Origin of the sequence: Rhizobium sp. AN73, from assembly GCF_030757975.1 — a bacterium.
Classification (GTDB): Bacteria; Pseudomonadota; Alphaproteobacteria; order Rhizobiales; family Rhizobiaceae; genus Agrobacterium; species Agrobacterium arsenijevicii.
The window spans coordinates 1736807-1752998 of record NZ_JARWME010000001.1 but is presented as its reverse complement, the minus strand read 5'-3'; the positions used below and the strand labels follow the sequence as shown (position 1 = coordinate 1752998).

Annotated in this window: 16 protein-coding genes; 7 read left to right on the top strand and 9 right to left on the bottom strand. The window is 59.4% G+C overall.

Going from position 1 to position 16192, the window contains the following annotated elements:
* Nucleotides 1-6 precede the first annotated feature (6 nt).
* The 3 genes from RBH10_RS07870 to RBH10_RS07860 form a co-directional block, all read right to left on the bottom strand.
* A complete protein-coding gene (locus tag RBH10_RS07870) occupies nucleotides 7-1293 on the bottom strand; it encodes a polysaccharide biosynthesis/export family protein (RefSeq protein WP_281037533.1) in 1287 nt (428 codons plus the stop codon).
* A 194-nt stretch (nucleotides 1294-1487) separates the two neighbouring features.
* Nucleotides 1488-2168, bottom strand: a complete 681-nt coding sequence (locus RBH10_RS07865; protein WP_045018485.1) for a sugar transferase — start codon at nucleotides 2166-2168, stop codon at nucleotides 1488-1490.
* Nucleotides 2169-2784: 616 nt separating this feature from the next.
* Nucleotides 2785-3333, bottom strand: a complete 549-nt coding sequence (locus tag RBH10_RS07860) for a cupin domain-containing protein (protein WP_045018487.1) — start codon at nucleotides 3331-3333, stop codon at nucleotides 2785-2787.
* Nucleotides 3334-3479: 146 nt separating this feature from the next.
* Between RBH10_RS07860 and RBH10_RS07855 the strand changes: the two genes are divergently transcribed.
* Nucleotides 3480-4814, top strand: coding sequence for an aspartate aminotransferase family protein (locus tag RBH10_RS07855; RefSeq protein ID WP_045018488.1), 1335 nt, complete (start codon nucleotides 3480-3482; stop codon nucleotides 4812-4814).
* 142 nt (nucleotides 4815-4956) lie between these two features.
* Nucleotides 4957-6786 carry a HAMP domain-containing methyl-accepting chemotaxis protein gene (locus RBH10_RS07850; RefSeq protein ID WP_281037534.1) on the top strand — a complete coding sequence of 610 codons (1830 nt, stop codon included), beginning with the start codon at nucleotides 4957-4959 and terminating at the stop codon, nucleotides 6784-6786.
* Nucleotides 6787-6865: 79 nt separating this feature from the next.
* Here the strand turns inward: RBH10_RS07850 and RBH10_RS07845 are convergent, their stop codons facing one another.
* The 3 genes from RBH10_RS07845 to RBH10_RS07835 all read right to left on the bottom strand — a co-directional run bounded on the left by RBH10_RS07845 (nucleotide 6866) and on the right by RBH10_RS07835 (nucleotide 9292).
* Nucleotides 6866-7651, bottom strand: coding sequence for a L,D-transpeptidase (locus tag RBH10_RS07845; RefSeq protein ID WP_045018492.1), 786 nt, complete (start codon nucleotides 7649-7651; stop codon nucleotides 6866-6868).
* Nucleotides 7652-7670: 19 nt separating this feature from the next.
* Nucleotides 7671-8609, bottom strand: a complete 939-nt coding sequence (locus tag RBH10_RS07840) for a hypothetical protein (protein ID WP_372339784.1) — start codon at nucleotides 8607-8609, stop codon at nucleotides 7671-7673.
* A gap of 299 nt (nucleotides 8610-8908) precedes the next feature.
* Entirely contained in the window at nucleotides 8909-9292 is a 384-nt protein-coding gene (locus RBH10_RS07835; RefSeq protein WP_281037536.1) for a hypothetical protein, read from the bottom strand.
* Nucleotides 9293-9360: 68 nt separating this feature from the next.
* Between RBH10_RS07835 and RBH10_RS07830 the strand changes: the two genes are divergently transcribed.
* The gene (locus tag RBH10_RS07830; protein ID WP_281037537.1) at nucleotides 9361-9936 is read left to right on the top strand and encodes a DNA-3-methyladenine glycosylase; all 576 of its coding nucleotides are present in this window, start codon (nucleotides 9361-9363) and stop codon (nucleotides 9934-9936) included.
* 5 nt (nucleotides 9937-9941) lie between these two features.
* Here the strand turns inward: RBH10_RS07830 and RBH10_RS07825 are convergent, their stop codons facing one another.
* The 3 genes from RBH10_RS07825 to RBH10_RS07815 form a co-directional block, all read right to left on the bottom strand.
* On the bottom strand, nucleotides 9942-10100 hold the full coding sequence (locus RBH10_RS07825; RefSeq protein WP_281037538.1) for a hypothetical protein: 159 nt from the start codon (nucleotides 10098-10100) through the stop codon (nucleotides 9942-9944).
* Nucleotides 10101-10332: 232 nt separating this feature from the next.
* Nucleotides 10333-10530, bottom strand: a complete 198-nt coding sequence (locus tag RBH10_RS07820; RefSeq protein ID WP_045018500.1) for a hypothetical protein — start codon at nucleotides 10528-10530, stop codon at nucleotides 10333-10335.
* 175 nt (nucleotides 10531-10705) lie between these two features.
* Nucleotides 10706-11719, bottom strand: coding sequence for a substrate-binding domain-containing protein (locus RBH10_RS07815; RefSeq protein ID WP_281037539.1), 1014 nt, complete (start codon nucleotides 11717-11719; stop codon nucleotides 10706-10708).
* A 268-nt stretch (nucleotides 11720-11987) separates the two neighbouring features.
* Here RBH10_RS07815 and RBH10_RS07810 point away from each other — a divergent pair, with 268 nt between their 5' ends.
* The 4 genes from RBH10_RS07810 to RBH10_RS07795 all read left to right on the top strand — a co-directional run bounded on the left by RBH10_RS07810 (nucleotide 11988) and on the right by RBH10_RS07795 (nucleotide 16161).
* Entirely contained in the window at nucleotides 11988-13253 is a 1266-nt protein-coding gene (locus RBH10_RS07810) for an ABC transporter substrate-binding protein (RefSeq protein ID WP_281037540.1), read from the top strand.
* A 64-nt stretch (nucleotides 13254-13317) separates the two neighbouring features.
* Nucleotides 13318-14292: a carbohydrate ABC transporter permease gene (locus RBH10_RS07805; protein ID WP_281037541.1), complete on the top strand. Its 975-nt coding sequence runs from the start codon at nucleotides 13318-13320 to the stop codon at nucleotides 14290-14292.
* Nucleotides 14289-15122: a carbohydrate ABC transporter permease gene (locus tag RBH10_RS07800; protein WP_003510927.1), complete on the top strand. Its 834-nt coding sequence runs from the start codon at nucleotides 14289-14291 to the stop codon at nucleotides 15120-15122. The genes RBH10_RS07805 and RBH10_RS07800 overlap by 4 nt, the downstream gene beginning before the upstream one ends.
* Before the next feature lie 10 nt (nucleotides 15123-15132).
* The gene (locus RBH10_RS07795) at nucleotides 15133-16161 is read left to right on the top strand and encodes an ABC transporter ATP-binding protein (RefSeq protein WP_281037542.1); all 1029 of its coding nucleotides are present in this window, start codon (nucleotides 15133-15135) and stop codon (nucleotides 16159-16161) included.
* Nucleotides 16162-16192 lie beyond the last annotated feature (31 nt).

The following is a 16192-nucleotide window of genomic DNA, read 5'->3' as shown; positions in this document are numbered from 1 at the left end:
AATACCTCACTGCATCAGGATTTCGGACGCGACCTTGATGACGTCGCCGGGCTGGAGAAGCGCGTTTTCATCCACCTTCACGTCCTTCGGCTTGCCGTTTTCCTCACGCACCACGACGTAGCTGATCGTGGCCGATTTTCCCGACGGATCGAAACGGATTGCTTCTGCCGATTGCGCCAGCGCCTCCGACATCAGTTCGCGGCTGGTGGTCAGCTGCAGATTGAGCTTGTCGAGTTCCGCTTCCGTGTCCTGCAATTCCTTGGAGCGCTGCGCCACCCAGTCGTTGCGCAGGTTGATCTCGTCCTGGGTCGCCTTGTTGATATCCTGCTTGGCGCGCAGCGACTGCGTATCGATATCGAGCAGGGTGGATTCCACCTCCGCCGCACGCTCTTCCGCAGAAATACGCCGTTGCGACAGCGCAAGCCCCTGCTCGTTCAGTCGGTTGACGCGGTCGCGGTCTTCATTGGCAAGCTGAAGCTGGCGGTTCTGTGTTTCCGATTTCTTGTTCAGGGATTCGACTTCGCTCTGCAACAGGGCATGCAGATCCGTCAACGCCTTGAGCTGCAGCGTGTAACGCTCGGTCCGGGACTTCATCAGCGCGCTTTCGCTGGCGAGAAGCGTATCGATCTCGGTAATCTTTTCCATCTCCGGCGTCTTGGCGATGGTCGTATCACCCTTGACCTCGGCAACGAGGCGCGCCTGACGGGCGAGCAGCCTTGCCCGCTGGTTGTCATAGACGGCGGCATCGCCGCGCGCATTGATGAAGTCGCGGGCAAAACGCTGCCCGGCATCGGAGCGACGCAGACCACCGGCAAGGCTGACGGCCTTCAACACGGTGAGATTGGCGGCATAGGGATATTCGCCGGGCGTCTGCACGTCGCCGCTCAAAAAGATCGGCCGGAACTGGGCAATTTCGACGGAAGCCGATGGCAGGTTGCGAAGTGCAAACTTGCTCTGAAGCTGCGCCCCGATCGCCTCGCCGACTTCCGAGGAGGTTTTCCCCGCCACGTCGAGCTGGCCGATAAAGGGCAAGGACAGCGCGCCGGACGGACCGACGGAATAATCGCCGTTGATGACATCCCAGTTGCGGATGCTGCCATCGGCCGGCTGCCATTCGGCAACGCGGATGCGCAGCTTGTCGGCGGTGCCGAGCTTGTATTGGGTGCCATCCGCAGCCATTGCAGAAAGCGGCGCTCCGAATGCGACGGATGCGGCAAGCAAAAGAGCGGAGAACGTCTGTCCGACGGTTTTCGTAGCAAGCGGACGGCTGGTGGTGGCAAGAAGGCCGTTCATCGGGAAACTCCCTGTTTGCGGATCGCCGCGCGGGCGATCAGGCGATAGAGCAGCCGGACAGTGCCGGCTGCGCAGCGCCGCAAAAAGCGGCCATTATGATTTGCACCAATGACGCACCCGAAGACCGGACTTGGGATCCCGGTCGGGGTGCGTGGCAAAACAAAGATCGATAAAGCCAAACTCAATATCGGTTTTCAGTAGCTTCCGCGTGAAAGGCACACGGCTGGAATGGTCTTGACGATGATGAAGACATCCTGCCGCATCGACCAGTTCTGAACATATTGCGTGTCGAAAGCCACGCGGGTCTTGTAGCTGACGTCATTGCGGCCGCTGATCTGCCAAAGGCCGGTCAGGCCCGGACGGGTGCTGAGGTAATAAGCGGCATCGCTTTCGTAGTAGCTCAGCTCCTCGTCGACGACGGGGCGCGGGCCAACGACGCTCATTTCACCGCGGATGATGTTGAGGAGCTGCGGCAGCTCGTCGAGGCTGAGCTTGCGCAGCACGGCGCCAACTGCGGTCACACGCGGATCGTTCTTGAGTTTGCGGGTAGCGCGCCATTCCTCGGCGGCTTCCGGATTGGCGGCAAGATATTGCCGCATCACTTCGTCGCCGTTCACCATCATCGTCCTGAATTTCAGGCAATGGAAATAACGGCCATTATGTCCCACACGTCGGTGGCCATAAAAAACCGGGCCGGGATCGGTCAATTTCACCAGCGCGGCGATCAACAGGAAAATCGGGCTGAAGACGAGCAGCGCAAGCACGGCCGATGTCATATCGAAGCTGCGTTTTGCGATGCCCCCGATAGGGAAGCTGACATCGAAATCTTCGGAACTGCTGAGTGTCTGTTCAGCCGATTGGGTCGCGGACTTCATAGAGAGAACTCCATTTATGTTTTGCGATTGGTCGGTGCCCGGAGGCGTGTCTTTCCGTCTAAAAGAGATAACAAGTCTGTGTTCTGAATTTGATGCTAATGGATTTTTTGTAAGGCACATTGCCCCTGACCGTCTATGCGATTTCTTGCGACAGCGACCGATCAACGTCAGGGCAATATTAACGGTTGCATAAAAAAGCAACAAATGCGCCGATGGCCATGTGTTGAGAGCATGGGTGTCGCTCCCGCATGTATTGCGTTTTCGACATCAGATAGTCTTTTCTTATATGTTTCTTGTGACTTAATCAGGTGAGACAGGAACGCCAAGAACAGCCATGCGTCCGACAGAATATTAAATTTTTTTGCATCGCAGCAAGATTGTGGCAATGCATATAAAATTTGACATATTAGCCGGGATTTTTTTGCCGGCACTCCAACTTCGCCAAGAAAAAGCGATGGGAAAATTGCAAACGCGGCGCAAAAGCGGCAAAACAATGGCAAAAATCCATATTAAAGTCGGGTCAGATCGTAGAAAATCTTTCCGCCCGACCATATTCTCTCCGTTCGCAACGGCCTGGCCACCCTCCCGGCACCGCTTCACGCAAAAAACCAAGGAATCAGAAGGTGGGTGGCGTGCAGGCGCTGATGACCTCGCACGGCACGGGGCCGACGCAGCGGAAGCGATGTGGCCTGCGGCTTTCGAAATAGTAGGCGTCCCCCGGCCCGAGCACCCGCCTCTCTTCGTCAACAGTCACTTCCAGACGCCCGGAGAGGATTATACCCCCCTCTTCGCCGTCATGAACCAGCGGCACTTTGCCGGTATCGGCACCCGGCTGGTAACATTCCTTCAGGATCTGCAGGCTGCGGCCGAAAACATTGTCGCCTACCTGCCGGAAGGATATCGGCCCCTTGCCGATTTCGACCAGTTCGTCCGCCCGATAAAACGCCTTGCGGTTCGTCTCCGGCTCGAAGGCGAAAAACTCGGCAAGGCCGATCGGTATACCGTCGAGAATGCGTTTCAGCGCACCCACGGACGGGTTGGAGGTGTTGGATTCGATCAGTGAAATCGTCGAATTGGTAACACCGGCGCGTCTTGCCAGCTCACGCTGGGAAATATTGTGACGCAGCCGCAAATGGCGCAAACGCCCGCCTATATCCACCGACATGCCGCAGCCCCCGTTGTCGTTGTTCGAAATATCGAAAACTCTCTTCCCCGCCTATAACATTTTCAATGGCTTGGCCACAGAGAGAAAAGGGCTTGTTCAGTCCGGAAAATAGCTTTCAATCACCGGCAACGAACAGGAGAACCGTTATGGACAACCCGAGCCGATCCAATTCCACCTCACTCGACAGCTACTGGATGCCATTTACCGCCAACCGGCAGTTCAAGGCCAATCCTCGCCTATTGGCGAGCGCCGAGGGCATGTATTACACCAGCAATGACGGCCGTCAGGTTCTCGACGGCACGGCTGGTCTGTGGTGCGTCAATGTCGGCCATGGCCGCCACCAGATCGCATCCGCCGTCAAACACCAGCTTTCGACCATGGATTTCGCGCCATCCTTTCAGATGGGCCACCCCATCGCCTTCGAGTTCGCCGAACGGTTGGCGGAAATTGCGCCCGGTCCGGAAGGCGCGAAACTTGACCGGGTGTTCTACACCGGCTCCGGCTCGGAATCGGTCGATACGGCCCTGAAGATCGCAATTGCCTATCAGCGCGCCATTGGCCAGGGCACCCGCAGCCGCCTGATCGGCCGTGAGCGCGGTTATCATGGCGTCGGTTTCGGCGGCATCTCAGTCGGCGGCCTCGTCAACAACCGCCGTGTTTTCCCACAAATCCCCGCCGACCATCTGCGCCACACCCATGACCTGGCAAAGAACAGCTTCGTGAAGGGCCAGCCCGAGCATGGCGCCGAGCTTGCCGACGATCTGGAGCGGCTGGTAGCCCTGCATGGCGCGGAAACCATCGCCGCCTGCATCGTGGAACCGGTAGCCGGCTCCACCGGTGTGCTGGTGCCGCCGAAGGGTTATCTGGAACGCCTGCGCGCCATCTGCGACAAGCATGGCATTCTGCTGATCTTCGATGAGGTCATTACCGGTTTCGGCCGAATGGGCTCATCCTTCGCCAGCAACTATTTCGGTGTGACGCCGGATATTGTCACCACCGCAAAGGGGCTGACCAACGGCGCGATCCCCATGGGTGCGGTCTTCACCAGCCGCAAGGTGCACGATGCGCTGATGCACGGGCCGGACAACCAGATCGAACTGTTCCACGGCTACACCTATTCCGGCCATCCCGTCGCCTGCGCCGCCGGCATCGCCACGCTCGACATCTATCGCGACGAAGGGCTCTTCACCCGTGCTGCTGAAATGCAGGACGTGTGGCACGACGCCATCCATTCGCTGAAGGGCCTGCCGAACGTCATCGACATCCGCACCATCGGCGCCATCGCCGGCATCGAGCTGCAGCCGCGCGATGGCGCCATCGGCGCGCGCGCCTATGACGTTTTCGTGGATTGCTTCGAGCGCGGCCTGCTCATTCGCGTCACCGGCGACATCATCGCCCTTTCGCCACCGCTGATCGCCGAGAAATCCCATTTCGACGATATCGTCTCCATCCTCGGCGACGCGCTGAAACGAGCGAATTAAAAGTATACAAATTCAATAAAGAAAAGGCTGCAATAAAAATGCAGCCTTTTTCTATCTTCGTCGAGACCGCCCAGGAGATATATCATTTATTAATCATACTCTATTATGTTCCTGCAGTATAACCAACAGCAGGAACGGCCCCATGGCGTCGATTCAGAACAAAATAATATTAGCCAGCATTGCTATTTTTTCTATTACCGGAAGTGCCGCCGGCATCGGCATCTGGGCGACGGAGACGCTCAATCGAAACAGCGAATATGTCTCGCTTTCAGGCGATGTGCTGCGCAAGCACATGCAGGCAGACATGATGCACGACGCGCTGCGCTCCGACGTGCTCGCCTCCATTCTCTCCGCCGATGCCAGCATGGGTCTCGACCTCAAGGAGGTAAAGGCCGACCTTACCGAACATGAAACGACCTTCCGCGAGATGATCGACGCGAACAAGTCTCTGTCGGCTGGTACGAACGTCAAGCCGGTCATCGACGGTGTCGAAAAGCCGCTTCTTGCCTATATCGACGCCGCCAATGCGGTTGTCAGTCTTGCCGGCCCCCGCCCGGCGGAAGCGGTCAAGCTGATGCCGGAGTTTATGCGGCAGTTTTCGACCCTCGAAAAAGCAATGGAGACGGCGGGCGACCAGATCGAAGCCCTGTCCAACGCTGCCTCAGCCGAAAGCGAAAAGACCAAAACGACAATCAACCTCATTTTGAAGGGGCTGCTGGTTCTGGCAGCACTTTTCTCCGCCGGGCTTTTCCTCCTCACCCGCAAATCTGTCATCCGCCCCATCCTGCAATTGTCGGGAAATATGGAAACCCTTGCGGGCGGCGACACCTCACACCCACCCTCCGGCATCGACCGCAAGGACGAGATCGGCACCATGTCCGGCGCGGTCGAAATATTCCGGCAGGCGGCGATTGCCAATCGGGCGCTCGAAGAACAGGCCGCAGCAGCCAGACAGCAGGCAGAAGCCGATCAGGCGGCAGCGCGGCAACAGGCGGAGGAAGATGCCTCCGAACGGCTGCGCATTGCCACGTCCGGCCTTGCAGCCGGCTTGAAGCGGCTGGCATCGGGCGATCTGGCCTTTCAGCTCGATCAGGCCTTCGCACCACAGTTCGAAGCCTTGCGTCACGATTTCAACAGCTCGGTGCGGCAACTCGGCGAAACGCTGTTCGCCATTTCTGATGGCATTGGCATGATTGATGGCAGCAGCCGCGAAATCGCCGCCGGTGCCGGCGATCTTTCCCGCCGCACCGAAAATCAGGCCGCGTCTGCCGCGTCTCTGGAACAGACCGCCGCAGCACTCGATGAAATCACGGTCAATGTTTCAAACGCCAACAAGCGCACCGCCGAAGCACGCCTTGCCGCCACCGACGCCAATCACAGCGCACTGAAATCGGTTGAGGTGGTCAGCCATGCCGAAGAGGCGATGCGTCGCATCGAAACATCATCCCGGCAGATCACCAGCATCGTCGGCGTCATTGACGAGATCGCCTTCCAGACCAATCTTCTGGCCCTGAATGCCGGGGTTGAGGCCGCCCGCGCCGGTGAGGCCGGCAAGGGATTTGCCGTGGTGGCGCAGGAAGTGCGCGATCTTGCCCAGCGCGCGGCAAAGGCCGCAAGCGAAATCCGCGACCATATCCGGCAATCGTCGACGGAGGTGGAAAGCGGTGTGAAACTGGTTCTCGACACCGGCACGGCGCTGAAGGATATCGGTGAGCGTATCGCCGGCATCGACCGCCATATGACCGCCATCGCCACATCGGCCGCCGAACAATCGACCGGTCTTGCCGAAATCAACGCAGCGGTGAACTCCATGGATCACGCCACCCAGCAAAACGCGGCGATGGTGGAACAATCCACCGCAGCCTCTGCAACGCTCGCCGCAGAAACGGCAAAGCTGCGCGCGCTGGTATCGCGTTTCCGTCTGGAGATGGAAAGTGCCGGTAGCCGCGACGTGATACGTCACGTAGCCTGAGCTGAAGTGCACCGAGAGTGCACCTTCATTCACCCGTCGTTTCCAGCCGCCATCTCAGGCGGCTGGAAATCTTCATTTATCAATAGGTCTGCGTCGGCTGCGACAGGCCGTCACCGACCACGCCGCCGCCATATTGCGCGACCGGCACGCCCGCCTGCCCGATCGGCACACCCTGCTGCGCCGGTCCGAGTGCCGTCACCACGATCGGCGTACCATCAGGCACACGATTATAGAGATCGACGATATCCTGGTTCAGCAGGCGCACGCAGCCGGAGGAAACGGATTTGCCGATCGTCCACCATTCCGGCGAGCCGTGTAGACGGTAGATCGTGTCCTTGCCGTCCTTGAAGATATAGAGCGCACGCGCGCCGAGCGGGTTCTTGAGGCCCGGCTCCATGCCGCCATTACGGCCGCTATAGGGTTCCAGCTCCGGCTGGCGGGCAATCATCTCGTCAGGCGGCGTCCAGCGCGGCCACTGCCGCTTGTACTGGATGACGCCACGACCGGCCCATTCGAAACCGGCACGGCCGAGACCGACGCCGTAACGCATGGCCTGATTATTCTCGTAAGTGAGATAGAGGAAATGGTTGGCGGTATCGACCACGATGATACCGGGGCGTTCACCAGTCGGGTTTTCCACCATCTGCCGCAGGAACTGACGCGGGATCCGCTTGTAGGGAATTTCCGGCAACGGAAACTGCTCGTCGGGCTTCGGACCGTACATCAGGGCATACATCGGGTCTTCGGCGGGGGCGGCAGGCCGGCTAGCTTCACGCGCCGTGGTGTTGCAGCCAGCAAGGCCGGCAAGGGCCAGTCCGCCTGCTCCAAGCAGGAAACCCCGCCGGGTCGTTGTCTTGTCGTTCAATTGAAAAACCTCATTTACGTCATCTCGCACTGGCAAAGGGATCTGCCAGCGCCGCCTCGGGGCGGCTGATAGGGTACTTCGTGCCGGAAACCTGAGATGCCATGGACTTGGCACCGCTGGATTTCAGAATGGCACGGAAGCTCGGATGCATGCCGCCGTCTACATACGCGCTGAGGGGAGTGGAAGTTCCCTCGTTCATCGCGGCGGCAATTTTTTGCTGCTCTTCGGCCAGTTTCGACGCCACCTGCGGGTCCGGCTGGTTGATGGCCGGCGGGCAGGCGGCCAGCGGATCGGCGGGTTCGCCTTCGGCAAATTCGCTATTGAAGACATATCGCCGGCCGCAAACGGAAACGTTCGGCTGACGGCGTGTCACTTCAAAATAGTCGTAGCCTTCCTTCAGTGTCTTCCAGAACGGCATGTTGGGATCGTCCCGGTGCGCCACCATGTTCCGCGCACTCATGCGGAAGGGATAGGCCTGCACCTGAAAACGGTCCTGCCCGCCCTGCAGCGCGCGCGCCACGACAGCGTAAATCTCACCGACCTGTTGATCGGTCATGGCGTAACAGCCCGACGACGAACAGGCGCCATGCACCATCAATGCCTCGCCCGTGTAACCGAGCGCCGATTCCAGCCGGTTGGGATAACCGAGATTGAAGGAGACGAAATATTGCGAGTTGGGATTCAGCATGCCCGCGGAGACATGATAAAAACCTTCCGGCGCCTGCCGGTCGCCCGTCTTCATCTTCGGACCCAGCTTTCCGGACCAGCGGCACATCGGATAGGTCTTGAGCAGCGCATAATTTCCGGTCTTGTCGATCTTCCAGACCTCAAGCTCGCTTTCCTGCTTGAAAATGCGAACGAGCACCGGGCTTTCCGGGCGCATGCTCTTGGCCGACATCTGCGCCATCATCTTGGATGACAGCTTCGGCGGATCTTTCTTGACGCTATCGAGACCCATGGAGGTGCACGCGGCAAGACTGCCGCCGATCGCGACGACCGCAGCTATTCTCACCCCTGCCTTAACCCTGTGCCGTAACCCCCGCAACCGCGAAATCCAGCAATGCCTTCATGTCCATGGATCGTTTTGCCCGCCTGATTTGCCCGCCTTTCCGGCAGACGCTTAACTAACGAAGGTGGCCATAAGGCGGCAACCTCGCATCTGGACAAAGTCTCGTGAACAGACGTTACCCATTCGTTAATCATAGGCACACAAGCCTGTGATGGGTGGGCGACCGCAAGTCGGGCTGTGAGCCGATGTCACGCCCCTCCCTTTCTGGAAGCGATGGAGGTGCCGATCGCCGAAACCGGGTCGCTGGCCGGAAAGCTGTCCTCCAGCCCTTCGTCCAATTCCTCCTCCAGAATGTCGCGATCCTTCGATGTGCGGGCGCTGGCCTGCCCGTGCGGGGTTTCACTCTGCGCCGTTGCGAGGGCGGAAAATTGCGACGGCGTATCCGCGCCCTGGCGCGTTCCGAAAGCCGTCAACTGAACCATCACCGCGCTGGCGCGTTTGATGGCCTCCGCATCGTCGATCCCTTCCAGACCGGCGGCAAGGCGAACCGAGACCTGATCGCCGTCGCTGCCGACGAATTCCACGGAGATCACGCCGTTATCCCGTTTTACATAGGTCGTAGAAAGTTGCATGACATGCCCTCCGGTTTGGATCACTAAAACCTGAATTCACAACGATGGCAGAGCAGAAGGGGTTCCAGATGGATCAGGCCTTGGGCCCGGAAATGCAGGAGAGATTCTTCCTGCGCGATGCGGTGGATGTGGCCCGCGCCCTCATCGGCGCGGAATTCCGCATCGGCAATACCGGCGGCATCATCGTGGAAACCGAAGCCTATCATCCGGACGACCCGGCATCCCACAGTTTTAACGGGCAGACCCCGCGCAACAAGGCGATGTTCGGCCCGGCCGGCCGTCTTTATGTCTACCGGTCCTATGGCATTCACTGGTGCGCCAACTTCGTCTGCGCTCCTGGTTCGGCCGTGCTTCTGCGCGCCATCGAACCCATGACCGGCATAGACATGATGAAACTACGGCGGGGAACTGACAAGCTGAAACTTTTATGTTCCGGCCCCGGCAGGCTTTGTCAGGCGCTGGCCATTACCGGAGACATGGACGGCGCTTCGCTGGACGCCACGCCGTTTTTCCTACAGTTGCCGAAGGAAGCCGCCGCGATCACTACAGGCAGACGCATCGGCATCAGCCGCGCGCAGGATTACCCTTGGCGCTTCGGGCTTGAAGGCTCCGCTTTCGTCAGCAAGAAATTCGAAAAGGTCTGAAATATCTACAACACCCTCGGTGGTTCGTCGTTTTCATCGGGATTGGGGGTCGGCACCTCATCCGGCAACCTGTCGGGTTCCGGCTCTTCGATCGGCGGTATCTCCGGCTGCGGCGGTACTGGCATTGGCGGATTTGGATAGGGTTCGACGGGAACGGTCGGCATCGCGGCCTCCTGATATAAAGCGTTCCTCGCCCGACGCGGACTGAGACTGCGCTTTCATCTATTGGGACAACGCAATTGCGCCATCGCCATTCAGGCGGCGCAGCACCCAATTTGCCCACCGGTCAAATGCCGGTCAGGTCCCTTCGGTCCAGTTGCGCCGCCTTGCGGGTCGTGCAGGGAAACGCAGAGAACGTTGGTCCGTTCCGTTTTTTAGGGAAGCTTTTGCGATGGCTCAGGCAAAACCGAGCGCAGTGCGCGAAACATCGCGGGTTTCGCAATAATCGCGGGAGTGGGCCTCGTGACCATGCTCACGGGCGGTGGAGCGGGTCAGCTCCGGGCTTGGCACGTTGAGCAGTGCATCGGCATAGGTGCCGGTTGCCTCCACGTCATCGATCACAGTCTGTTGTTGCGGTTTCAAAAATCCAAACATCCGTCCTCCTCCTTCAACACGTCCCCTAAACGCGCCGATCCGGGCCCTGTTCCAAAACACCCGTGATAGTTCCGATTATACATGAGACGCCGCCGCCGTATAGACGACGAAAGGCGAACGGCAATCAATTGACGTTCACAAAATGGAATGGAATCAGTGAGCTATGGCGACAGGCTCAAGCTGGGCCGACCGATTCCCGCAAGATCAGTTCAACCGGCCACAATTCCTGAACCTCGCGGACGGGACGACCGCCGACGATCTGCAACAGCAGGTCCGTCACCCGCATGCCCGCCATGCGCATGGGCGAGCGGGTGGTGGAAAGCGGCGGCATCATGCTTTCCGGCGTGAGATAAGGAAACACGTCGTCATGGGCGATGACGGAGACATCCTTGCCGATCGTCAGACCCAGCTGACTTGCGGCGCGATAAACGCCCTGCGCCGTCATCATCGCACCAGCGACAAAGGCGGTCGGGCGCGGCGTCTGCTCCAGCAGCGAGCGGGCAAAACGGAAAGCGACATCCTCGCTGAAATGCTCGCTCATCATCAGGCGCGGGTCCGGGGTAATGCCGTGTTTCGCCAGGGCGTCGCGAAAACCCTGCTCACGATCCTGCACGAAGGTGCGACCGACCGGACCGTTGATAAGCGCAATGCGGCGATGGCCGCGCTCCAGAAAATGGATTGTGGGCCGGTACGTCACATCGTGATTGTCGATATCGAGCCAGGCATGCTCGAATGGCGTCTTTGAGCGGCCATGCACAATGAAAGGCACGCCCAGCCGGTTGAGCAGCGCGATACGCTCGTCCTCCGGGCGCGGCGAATGCACGATGATGCCATCCACGCGGCCGCTTGACGCCAGCCGGCTGAAAATCGCCAGTTCCTCGTCGAGATTGTTGTCGACGGTGACGCTGACGAGAATATCGGTCTCTTCACCTTCCAGCCGGGTCGCCATGCCGCCCATGAATTCCGAAAAGAAATGCCCGCCGCCGGAGCGGCCCATCACGACGCCGATCGCGCCTGCCCTGCCGGTTGCCAGCCGCACGGCGTTGGCGTTGGGCCGGTAACCGTATTTCAGCGCAGCATCCATCACCCGCTGGCGCGTTTCTTCGCGCACCTCAGGATAGCCGCCAAGCGCACGGCTGACGGTGGTGGGCGACAGCCCGACCTTCTCTGCGAATTCCTTGAGCTTCATGTTTTTTGCCAATCTGCTCCTGCATGCGTTGCCGCCGCAGATTTTTTCAAGCGATCAAAAATTGAAAGCGATTTCAATTTTCTCCACCTGAAACCTTACAGTTCGTCAATTCGAAAGGCAAACACCGTAAAACCGTCGCTAGAAACATCCGATTTCCACACCATTAGAAAGAGCATTGACAGATTGTTCCGCTTTTGCGAGCTTTGCGTCAGTCAAAAGCGCTTTCAATTTTGAGGACGATTGGAAGCGTCAACGGAGGAGTTTGACAATGAATATTTCCATGAAGACTTTGTTCCTGTGCGGCAGCGTGCTGTCCGCGGCAGTTTCCGCCCAAGCGGCTGAGCTTTCCATCGCCGCCAACTCGACCGGCAAGAACATCGCATTTTTCAAGGAGCGGATCGCCGCCTTCGAAAAAGAGACCGGCCACAAGGTCAATCTCGTCACCATGCCTTCTTCATCCAGCGAACAGTTCAGCCAGTACCGGCTGTGGCTTGCCGCTGGCAACAAGGATGTCGATGTCTACCAGACCGACGTGATCTGGGCGCCGCAGCTGGCCGAACAATTCGTGGATCTGACCGAAGCGACCAAGGACGTCATCGGCGATCATTTCCCCTCCATCGTGGCGTCGCAGACCGTGGACGGCAAGCTTGTCGCCATGCCGATGTTCACCGACGCACCCGCTCTGTTCTACCGCAAGGACCTTCTGGAAAAATACGGCAAGCAGCCGCCGAAAACCTGGAAGGAACTGGGCGAGACCGCCAAGGAAATTCAGGACAAGGAACGTGCAGGCGGGCAAAAGGACCTCTGGGGCTTCGTCTTCCAGGGCAGCGCCTATGAGGGCCTGACCTGCAACGCGCTGGAATGGATCGCATCCGCCGGTGGCGGCCATATAGTCGAGACCAACGGCGACATCTCGATCAACAACGAGAAAGCAGCAGCCGCGATTGAAACCGCCAAGGGTTGGGTCGGCAGCATCGCACCGCAGGGCGTGCTCGCCTATAAGGAAGAGGAAGCGCGCGGCGTCTGGCAGACCGGCAATTCCGTCTTCATGCGCAACTGGCCCTATGCCTACGCCCTTGGAAACGGCGCCGACAGCGCCATCAAGGGCAAGTTCGGCGTCACCCCGCTGCCGGCCGGCGAAGAAGGTGCGGCCCCTGCCTCGACGCTCGGCGGCTGGAACCTCGCCGTTTCGAAATATTCCGACGACAAGGACGCGGCCATCCAGCTCGTGAAATTCCTGGCATCGAAAAACACCCAGAAGATGCGTGCGATCCAGCTCTCCAACATGCCGACGATCGCCTCGCTTTATGACGACAATGATGTCGCCGCCGCCCAGCCCTTCATGCCGACATGGAAGCCGATCTTCCAGACCGCCGTTCCCCGCCCTTCCGCCTCGGCCAAGGTGAAATACAACGAGGTTTCGGCCAAGTTCTGGGGCGCGGTGCACAACACGCTCTCCGGCAATGGCACGGCGGCTGAAAATCTCGAACTGCTCGAGGTGGAACTGACCGATCTCAAAGGCAACGGCTGGTAACCCGGCCCGCGCGGGAGGCGGCCTCGCCTGGCCGTTTCCCGCGCCCCAACCGCGAGATGTCCCCATGAATGACAACACCCTTCAAAGACCGGTCGCGGCATCCGGCACCGGTTCCGATCTTCAATCGGAACGGCTGAAATCCGCCTGGCTGTTTCTTGCCCCCACATTTCTGGTGCTGGCGTTGGTGGCCGGCTGGCCACTGGTGCGCACCGTCTGGTTCAGCCTCACCGACGCCTCGCTCACCAATCTCGAGGGTGCGCAGTTCGTCGGCCTCAAGAACTACCTCACCTGGATCACACTCAGCAGCGGCCGCACTATCTATCGTGGCCTTTTGGCCGATCCCGCCTGGTGGGGTGCGGTTCTCAACACGCTGAAATTCACCATCCTCTCGGTCAGCTTCGAAACCGTGCTCGGCCTCATCGTCGCGCTGGTGCTGAACGCCGAATTCAAGGGACGTGGCCTCGTGCGCGCCGCCATCCTCGTGCCATGGGCCATTCCCACCATCGTCTCGGCCCAGATGTGGGCGTGGATGTTGAACGACCAGTTCGGCATATTGAACGACCTCTTCCTCAGTCTCGGCCTGATCTCCCACAAGATCGCCTGGACGGCCAATCCGGACACCGCGATGGTCGCCGTGCTGATCGTCGATATCTGGAAGACGACGCCGTTCATGGCGCTGCTCATTCTCGCCGGCCTGCAAATGGTGCCGAAGGACATGTATGAGGCGGCAAAGGTAGATGGCATCCACCCGGTCAAGGTGTTCTTCCGCGTCACTTTGCCGATGATCCGCCCTGCGCTCATGGTCGCGGTCATCTTCCGCATGCTGGATGCGATGCGCGTCTTCGACCTCATCTACATCCTGACGCCCAACAACGCTCAGACACGCACCATGTCGGTCTTGGCGCGCGAGAACCTGTTCGATTTTGACAAGTTTTCCTATGGCGCCGCCGCCTCCACCATGCTGTTCCTCATCATCGCCTCGATAACAGTCGTTTATATGTGGCTCGGGCGCGTCAACACCGATGGAGCCGCGCGATGACCTTGCCAAGCATCCTGAAAACCACCGCCTTTTATGCGCTGGTCGCCGTCATCATGGTGATTTCGGTATTCCCGTTTTATTATGCGATCCTGACCAGCCTGAAATCCGGATCGGCGCTGTTCCAAGTCAACTATTGGCCGCGAGAATTCTCGCTGACCAATTATAACTTCGTCATCGGCAACGGCACGTTCCTGCGAAATCTCGGCAATTCGCTGTTCGTTGCATCTTCAGTCGTCGTACTGTCGCTGTTCCTTGCGGTAACAGCGTCATATGCCTTGGCTCGCGTCCGCTTCCGGGGCCGCTCGCTGCTGTTGCTCACCATCCTGTCGGTTTCGATGTTCCCGCAGATCGCCGTTCTCGCCGGCCTGTTCGAACTGATCCGCTGGGCGGGCATCTTCAACACACCGCTCGCGCTGATCTTTTCCTACATGATCTTCACCCTGCCCTTCACAGTTTGGGTGCTGACAACCTTCATGCGCGATCTGCCGATCGAGATCGAGGAGGCAGCGATCGTCGATGGCGCGACGCCGTGGGTCATCATCACCCAGGTCTTCATGCCACTGATGTGGCCGGCGCTCGTCACGACAGGGCTTCTCGCCTTCATCGCGGCATGGAACGAGTTCCTTTTCGCGCTCACCTTCACCTCATCGAACGAACAACGCACGGTGCCGGTCGCCATCGCGCTCCTATCGGGCGGTTCGCAGTTCGAAATCCCCTGGGGAACGATCATGGCCGCGTCCGTCATCGTCACAGCACCCCTCGTCGTCCTCGTTCTGATCTTCCAGCGACGCATCATCTCCGGCCTCACCGCCGGCGGCGTCAAAGGCTAGGAGAAATCTCATGACCACCATTCAATTGCGCAATCTTCGCAAATCCTTCGGCGCCTTCGATGTCATCAAGGGCATAGACATGGACATCCGCTCCGGCGAATTCATGGTCTTCGTCGGTCCTTCCGGCTGCGGCAAGTCCACGCTTCTACGCCTCATCTGCGGGCTGGAGGAAATCACCGGCGGCACGCTTTCCTTCGGCGGTGAGGCGGTCAACCGCCTGCCACCAGCGAAACGCGGTGTCGCCATGGTCTTCCAGTCCTATGCGCTTTACCCGCATATGACCGTGTTCGAGAACATGGCCTTCGGCATGAAGCTGTCAGGCGCGGACAAGGAGCAGCGCCGCAAGCGCGTGGAAGCGGCTGCCGAGATGCTGCAGCTCACGCCCTATCTGGAACGCCTGCCGAAGCAGCTTTCCGGTGGCCAGCGCCAGCGTGTCGCCATCGGCCGCGCCATCGTGCGCGATCCGAAGGTGTTCCTGTTCGATGAACCCCTGTCCAACCTCGATGCGGCGCTGCGTGTCGCCACCCGCCTGGAAATCGCCAAGCTGCATCGCTCGATGCATGACACGACTATGATCTACGTCACCCACGACCAGGTGGAGGCAATGACGTTGGCCGACCGCATCTGCGTTTTGCGCGATGGCCGTGTCGAACAGATCGGTACGCCGCTCGAGCTTTACGAAAGCCCAGTCAACACCTTCGTTGCCGGCTTCATCGGCTCGCCGAAGATGAACATCCTCACCGGCAAATATGCCGAGGCGGAAGGTGCCGCGACTATTGGCATCCGTCCCGAACATATCACCATCACCACAGGCGAAAACGGCTGGAACGGCGAGATCGTCCATTCGGAAATGCTCGGATCGGACAGCTACATCTATGTCGAGATCGGTGCCGACGAGCCCATCGTCGTTCGCGAGGAGGGTGTGACTGATCGCAAGGCGGGCGAACGCATCACCATTGTACCGGATGCGGCGCAGATCCATCGTTTCGACGCGCAAGGCGGGGCATTAGCCCGCAACCCCGCCCGGGGTGCAGCCTGAATATTCAACTTTCGCCGGGATCACCCAAGGT